The organism is uncultured Bacteroides sp., assembly GCF_910585845.1.
GTDB lineage: Bacteria > Bacteroidota > Bacteroidia > Bacteroidales > Bacteroidaceae > Bacteroides.
The window spans coordinates 1-7517 of record NZ_CAJUHF010000086.1 but is presented as its reverse complement, the minus strand read 5'-3'; the positions used below and the strand labels follow the sequence as shown (position 1 = coordinate 7517).

The following is a 7517-nucleotide window of genomic DNA, read 5'->3' as shown; positions in this document are numbered from 1 at the left end:
CGGATACGGAAACCTCTTTAGAAAAAGATTTCAGTCATTTTTAAACAGGCTCTAAGTCCATATATGTTTTACAACATATATGGCTAAGAAAATACAAATGTTTAACCGTTCTTCAACTTATGGAAGCCCAGTTAACGTTGGTTTTACGTAATGCCTTCAGCTGGCGCCACAGGATTTCATTCTCCGGACATACCCCTGCCGGATCGGCATCCACCACCTTCTCGGCAACGCCACGCACATATTGCAACAGTTGTCCGTCACGCGCGATATCGGCTATTTTCAGATCGAAAGCGATGCCGCTCTGCTGGGTTCCCTCCAGGTCGCCCGGACCACGTAACTTCAGGTCGGCTTCCGCTATTTCAAAACCGTCATTCGACTGAACCATAATCTCCAACCGCTTCCGGGTATCTTCCGCCAGTTTGTAACCGGTGACCAGAATGCAATAGGACTGTTCGGCACCACGTCCTACACGACCACGCAACTGATGGAGCTGTGACAATCCGAAACGCTCTGCGTTTTCTATAATCATCACCGATGCATTGGGCACATTCACACCCACTTCGATCACTGTGGTCGCTACCATGATCTGCGCTTCACCTGATACGAAAAGCTGCATCTGTTCGTCCTTCTCCGCCGGTTTCATCTTGCCATGCACCTTGCAGACCTTATATTCCGGGAAGTCCTCGCAGACATGCAAGTAGCCTTCTTCCAGATTCTTCAGATCGATCTTCTCACTCTCCTTGATCAAAGGATAAACGATATAGACCTGCCTGCCCGCAGCGAGTTGCTGGCGCACTGCCTGGTTCAGGCTTGCACGATGTGCCTCGTACTTGTGGATTGTCACGATGGGCTTGCGTCCCGGCGGCAACTCGTCAATCACAGAGACGTCCAAATCGCCGTACAGCGTCATCGCCAAAGTGCGCGGAATCGGGGTGGCGGTCATCACCAGTACATGAGGTGGTTGCACGTTCTTCGTCCAAAGGCGTGCACGCTGCGCCACACCAAAGCGGTGTTGTTCGTCGATCACTACCATCCCCAACGACGAAAAATTCACGGTATCTTCTATCACGGCATGCGTGCCGATAAGGATATGTATGTCACCTGTCAGCAAACCGTTAAGGATGGCTTCTCGCTTTTTCCCTTTCACGGAACCGGTCAGCAGAGCTACATGGACATCCATTCCAGCTAAAAAGCCGCAGATCGTTTCATAATGCTGGTTTGCCAATATTTCGGTGGGAGCCATCATACATGCCTGATAACCGTTGTCAAGCGCAATCAGCATCCCCATCAGGGCTACCAATGTCTTTCCACTGCCCACATCACCTTGCAGAAGGCGGTTCATCTGCTTGCCGCAGCCCACATCACGACGTATTTCCCTCAGCACACGCTTCTGCGCACCTGTCAGTTCGAACGGCAAATTACGGGTATAAAAGGTGTTGAAAATATCGCCTACCTTCTCAAACACGTATCCTCGGTATTTCCGTTGCCTGTCTTTGGCATAACGAAGAATATTCAGTTGTACATAGAAAAGCTCTTCAAACTTCAGGCGGTACTGTGCCTTACGAAGCAATTCCGGATTGGAGGGGAAATGAATATTCGTCAAAGCGTCCGTCAAAGGCATCAGATGGTGTTCTGCCAATATGGAGGGAGAGAGCGTTTCGGGCAAGGGTTCACGAATCTGCTGCACCACGGCTCCCATCATCTTTTCAATGGCATGAGAGTTGAGGAAGCTCCGTTTCATCTTCTCTGTCGTGTTGTAATAAGGTTGCAAGCCCATTGTCGAAAGTTTCAGTTCCGAAGCATCGTCTATGTCCGGATGGGCGATATTGATTCGCCCGTTGAATACGGTAGGCTTGCCGAATACAATGTATTCCTGATGCACTTTGTACTTGCCGACAAGGAATTTGATCCCCTGAAACCAAACCAGATCCACCACTCCCGTGCGATCGGAAAAGTGGGCGACCAAGCGTCGTTGCCTCCCTTCGCCAATCGTTTCGAAGCTGAGGATTTCACCTCTCAACTGAATGTAAGGCATCGTGCCGTCTATCTCGTGGATATAATAGATACGGCTACGGTCTACATACTTATAGGGGAAATAATACAGCAGGTCATGCAGGGAGTAGATACCCAATTCTTTATTGAGCACCGAAGCACGTTGCGGTCCTACACCCGACAGGTATTTTATGTCACGAGAGGCTAAATCGAACATGAATCTAACAGTGTCTCAGCTATTTTCAGATCAAAAGGAGTGGTTATCTTGATATTTTCGCGGTTGCCTTCCGCCAGATGAACGGATATTCCCATTGCTTCCACTACCGAAGCATCATCCGTAAAGAAAGAAGTATAGGGTTGCTGATAGGCTTTCTTCAACAGGTCGGCATCGAACACCTGCGGGGTCTGCACCAGTTTATATTCATCCCGGCTGACCGTCACGCTTCCCCCGTCCTGCAAATGGCGTACCGTTTCCACGACGTCTGTCACAGGGATAACTGCCTTTTTTTCCGCCGCCAACGCATAGCAACGGGTTATCACTTCACGGGAAACAAATGGGCGGACACCGTCATGCACCCCCACCAGCCCCGGAGCAGTCACATACTCCAGTCCGTTCTTCACCGAATGGAAGCGGGTCTCTCCTCCATCCGCCACGGTATGCGGCACAGCAAAATGATGCTCCTCGCATAGTTGCCTCCAATAGGCCTGTTGACTACGAGGAAGCACCAATATGATATGTATCTCCGGACTGTAAGCGTAAAAGGCTTCTATTGTACGCATCAACACTGGTTTCCCACCTATAGGCAGGAATTGCTTGGGAAGTTCACTCCCCATACGTAAACCTTTGCCACCGGCAACTATTAGAGCGTAGTTGAGCATTTTTAGATTTATGATGTATGATGTATGATGTATGGTTTATGATATATACGTACGATTTATAAATCATAAATCACAAATTAATTGATGCACATTGCGCTTTTCAATTCCTGCACTTTCTCTTTGCCCATCATCATATCCACGACTGCCAGTGCAAAATCCATTGCGGCACCCGGTCCTTTTCCGGTAATGATGTTACCGTCTCTTTCTACGAGGGCACCTGTGCATTCGGCACCTTCCAGATATTGTTCAAAGCCAGGATAGCAGGTCGCTTTACGTCCTTTCAGCAAGCCCAGTTTTCCTAAAATCATGGGAGCTGCACAAATGGCGGCAATCGGTTGTTTCTTCTCGGCAAAGTTCAGAATCAACTTACGAAGTTCGGGACATGCCTCCAACGTGGAAGCCCCGGGCATTCCACCAGGCAAAAGCACTAAATCCGCGTCGTAGAAATCACAGTTCGCTATATTCTTATCACACAGCAAGGGGATGCCATGCGCACCTGTCACGATTTCATCGGGAGTCACCGTTACCATTTCCACCTTCATTCCGGCGCGTCTCATCACATCTACAGAAGTGAAAGCCTCCACTTCTTCAAATCCGTCTGCAAAAAAAACATAAACTGTACCCATAACTGTCTCCTTTGTTTATTTTAAGATTAAAGTAATTACGTTCTTAAGAACATAAACGTAATACGTTTTTGTCTATTTAAGATTAAAGTAATATGTTATCGTTCCCGTCTGATTGTTCAACCCTTCCACTTCGTTGAAGCGGGCTTTTTTAGCTGCTTCTTCCGCAGCTTTCCGCAGAGCGGGATTCACCGTATTGGTCTGTCGGTCGATACTGGTGGCAATCACATATCCTGCTGGATTGACTGTGATAGCAACCACCACTTTTCCTTCTTCCTGCACATTATATGCCGGTTGTGGAAGTCCTCCTTTTCCTAAGGAACGTCCGCTAAGAGAAAATGTTCCGGAGCCTCCTGTTCCCGCCGATGCACCGGTAGGTGCATTTCCTGCGGAACTACCCTGAATACCCTTCCCCTCGGTTGTCCCTTTGTCTCCCATTTGCGCTCCCTTTCCGAAAGCACCGGCAACCCGTTTACGTGCTGCCTCTCCGGCTTCTTTCCGTTCGCGTTCCGCCTTGGCTTCAGCCAGCTTCCGAGCTTCTTCCGCTTTTTCGGCTTCGGTCTTTTCCGGCTTTTTCGGCTTTTCCTTTTTAGCTTCCGCCTTCGGTTTGATAGCCACGGTCTCTTCCTCCTCCTGAGTGAGCATCTCCTGTTCCACAGCTTCTTGCACTTGGGGAGCCGTCATCTCCGGCATTACGTCCACTTTCACCAAAGAAGGGTCGGCACTTCCCAAGGCGTCGGACACTTCACCCAACATCACCGGCATACCCTCCTCTTCCGACGGTTCCGGTATAGTGAAGCACACCAGTATCAGCAGGAGAAAAAATGCAGCATGCACCAGCAAGGCACCTGCCATTCCTATATATTCGCCTTTCTTCTTCGGATTCACCGTTTTCTATATAATTACTATTATTTTCTTTCCGGCGGGCGCGTTGCCAGCACCATCTTAAACTTATTCTCGTTAGCAATGTTCAGCACCTTCACGATTTCCCGATACGGGACAGTTTCATCGGCATAAAGTGCCACATACATTTCCGGTTCTTTTGCAGCACACGCTTGCAGGAAAGAGGGTAACTCTTCTAAAGTGATGTTCTGCTCCTTATCATTGCCGAATGCTGCATAGAAGTTCAGCTCCTTATCAATGATAACCCTTGCCAAAGGTTTGGCGGACGTCTGTTGTTTTCCTTGCGGAAGCAACACCTTGATAGCATTCGGCGAGACAACCGTAGACGTGATCATGAAAAAGATAAGCAATAGGAATATGACGTCCGTCATGGACGCCATACTGAAATTAGGCGATATTTTAGCTCTACGTTGCAGCACTTTATATACATATTAATTTAATTATCAACAATTAATTGTCAATTGTCAATTATCAATTGCCAATTGTTCTCACGCCGGCTCGTTCAGCAAATCCATGAACGCCATTGTCTTAGCCTCCATTTTATTCACTACGCCATCCACTAAAGTCACCAGGTAATTGTAGGCAAACATCGCTATGATGCCGACAACCAGACCACCGACTGTGGTAATCATCGCTTCATAGATTCCGCCTGAAAGCAGGGTGATATCAATATTGTTGCCCGCATTCGCCATTTCGTAGAAGGCGCGTACCATACCAGTCACCGTGCCCAGGAAACCGATCATAGGAGCACCGGCGGAGATGGTTGCCATAATGGTCAGTCCTTTTTCCAACTTGGCCACCTCAATATTTCCTACATTCTCTATGGCAGCCTGCACATCGCTCACCGGACGTCCCAAACGGCTGATGCCTTTCTCGATCATGCGTGCCGACGGAGTGTCCACGCTTCGGCAATAGGTGACGGCAGACTTGATTTCTCCATTCAGAATATAATCCTTTATCTTATCCATGAACATCGGATCCTCTTTGCCGGCTTTCCGGATAACATAGTTACGCTCAAATAGGATATAGAAACAGATAACAGACAAAAGGGCAAGGACAACCATAATCCAACCGCCCTTGACTGCCATACTCCACAGGTTCATTCCTTCCTCGCCCGTGACCGGAGTCAGAACGGGGTTAGCACCGGCTATTGAATCAGTCAGTGCCGTAGCCACTTGCGCCAATAACAACAACGGATTCATCATCGCAGACAATTTTTATATTCCTGAATCGTACGTTCCAATCCCAAATACAAGGCATCACTAATCAATGCATGCCCGATAGAGACTTCGTCCATCCACGAAATGTTCTGATACAGATAGTTCAAGTTCTCCAGACTCAGGTCATGCCCAGCATTAAGCCCCAACCCTAATTTGCGTGCCACCTTGGCGGCTTCTACAAAAGGAGCGACTGCAGCCTCCTTGTTCCGGGGATAAGCGGTAGCGTAGGGCTCTGTATAAAGTTCCACCCTGTCGGCTCCTGCCTTGGCGGCATACTCTATCATCTCCACATCGGTGGATACAAACACGGAGGTACGTATGCCTGCATGGTTGAACCCGTCAAGCACTTCTGTCAGAAATTCCAGATTCTTTTTCGTATCCCACCCGGCGTTGGAGGTCAGCTGTGCCGGACTGTCCGGCACCAAGGTCACCTGATGCGGCTTCACTTTCAGTACCAAATCGATAAAGTCGGGCGACGGATAGCCTTCGATATTGAATTCCGTCCGAAGCAACGGGCGCAAGGCATATACATCACTCCGACGTATGTGCCTCTCGTCGGGACGCGGATGAACGGTGATTCCGTCTGCACCGAAGTTCTCGCAGTCCAGTGCCACTTTCGTCACATCGGGCACATTGCATCCACGGGCATTGCGTAGCGTCGCAACCTTGTTTATATTCACGCTCAATCTAGTCATAATACCATTATAGTTTTGTGCAAAAGTACAAATAATAGCGATATATTGGCTGTGTTCTAAGAAAAAAATACCATATTTGCATTTCACTAAGAAAGAACAGACGATGAGATTTGCCATTTTTGGGAACATTTTCCAAGCTAAAAAGTCAAAGCATGCGGAGACCTTGTTCCGCATATTGGAACAGCGCAATGCCGAGCTTTGCATCTGCAGGGAGTTTTATAACTTCCTGACTTCCGACCTGCATATCAACATTGCTTCCGCCGAGCTTTTCGACGGTAATGACTTCACGGCGGACATGGTGATCAGCATCGGCGGAGACGGTACGTTCTTGAAAGCCGCCAGCCGGGTAGGCAAAAAGAATATTCCTATCCTGGGCATCAATACCGGACGGTTGGGCTTCTTGGCAGATATTTCTCCGGAAGAGATGGAGGAGACGTTCGATGAGATCTACAACAATTATTATAAGGTGGAGGAACGCAGCGTGTTGCAATTGCATTGCAATGACGAGAACCTGATGCAATCTCCCTACGCACTCAATGAGATTGCGGTATTGAAACGGGACAGTTCTTCCATGATCAGCATCCATACGGCAATCAATGGTGCTCCGCTCACTACGTATCAGGCGGATGGCCTCGTCGTAGCCACTCCTACCGGTTCGACGGCTTACTCCCTTAGTGTCGGCGGTCCAGTCATCGTGCCCCATAGCAAGACGATTGCCATTACTCCTGTCGCCCCGCACAGCCTCAACGTGCGTCCGATAGTCATTTGTGATGACTGGGAGATCACCCTCGACGTAGAGAGCCGCAGCCACAATTTCCTCGTGGCTATCGATGGACGAAGCGAATCGTGCAAGGAGACCACGCGCCTGAAGATTTCACGGGCGGATTATAGTATCAAAGTGGTGAAGCGTTTCAACCATATATTCTTCGATACGCTCCGCAATAAGATGATGTGGGGAGCGGATGTAAGGGAATAAGCCCTCTGTAGTGCTGCTTTTCTTGGGGATAAGAAAAAAACTTCTTGTACACGCGAATAAAGAAGAGAGATACCAAGACATATATGGGGTATCAACCTACTTTTATATTTCAGTTTGTTCAGTTGTTTGTTGCGGTACAGCAGACAGGTATTCCAGTTATCTTCAGACCTATCCATTTAAGTACATGACAAAAATTTGAAAACATCGAATTTTGGCATATATTTCTGAC

Annotated in this window: 8 protein-coding genes; 1 reads left to right on the top strand and 7 read right to left on the bottom strand. The window is 48.4% G+C overall.

Annotated elements, in window-relative coordinates:
* Positions 1–112: 112 nt before the first annotated feature.
* From recG to QZ323_RS14235, 7 genes are all read right to left on the bottom strand, one after another.
* The gene (gene recG / locus QZ323_RS14265) at positions 113–2209 is read right to left on the bottom strand and encodes an ATP-dependent DNA helicase RecG (protein WP_294635362.1); all 2097 of its coding nucleotides are present in this window, start codon (positions 2207–2209) and stop codon (positions 113–115) included.
* Positions 2197–2871, bottom strand: coding sequence for a 2-C-methyl-D-erythritol 4-phosphate cytidylyltransferase (locus QZ323_RS14260; RefSeq protein ID WP_294635361.1), 675 nt, complete (start codon positions 2869–2871; stop codon positions 2197–2199). Before QZ323_RS14260 ends, recG begins: the two co-directional genes overlap by 13 nt.
* Positions 2872–2948: 77 nt before the next feature.
* The gene (locus tag QZ323_RS14255) at positions 2949–3497 is read right to left on the bottom strand and encodes a DJ-1 family glyoxalase III (protein WP_294635360.1); all 549 of its coding nucleotides are present in this window, start codon (positions 3495–3497) and stop codon (positions 2949–2951) included.
* 72 nt (positions 3498–3569) lie between these two features.
* Positions 3570–4382: a TonB family protein gene (locus QZ323_RS14250; RefSeq protein WP_294635359.1), complete on the bottom strand. Its 813-nt coding sequence runs from the start codon at positions 4380–4382 to the stop codon at positions 3570–3572.
* 20 nt (positions 4383–4402) lie between these two features.
* On the bottom strand, positions 4403–4777 hold the full coding sequence (locus tag QZ323_RS14245) for a biopolymer transporter ExbD (protein WP_294635364.1): 375 nt from the start codon (positions 4775–4777) through the stop codon (positions 4403–4405).
* Between the two features lie 108 nt (positions 4778–4885).
* Positions 4886–5599, bottom strand: a complete 714-nt coding sequence (locus tag QZ323_RS14240; protein WP_294635363.1) for a MotA/TolQ/ExbB proton channel family protein — start codon at positions 5597–5599, stop codon at positions 4886–4888.
* Positions 5599–6312, bottom strand: coding sequence for a pyridoxine 5'-phosphate synthase (locus QZ323_RS14235; RefSeq protein WP_294635358.1), 714 nt, complete (start codon positions 6310–6312; stop codon positions 5599–5601). Before QZ323_RS14235 ends, QZ323_RS14240 begins: the two co-directional genes overlap by 1 nt.
* 103 nt (positions 6313–6415) lie before the next feature.
* On the opposite strand from QZ323_RS14235, the gene QZ323_RS14230 reads away from it, so the two are divergent.
* Positions 6416–7288, top strand: a complete 873-nt coding sequence (locus QZ323_RS14230) for an NAD kinase (RefSeq protein WP_294635357.1) — start codon at positions 6416–6418, stop codon at positions 7286–7288.
* The last annotated feature ends 229 nt before the right edge of the window (positions 7289–7517 follow it).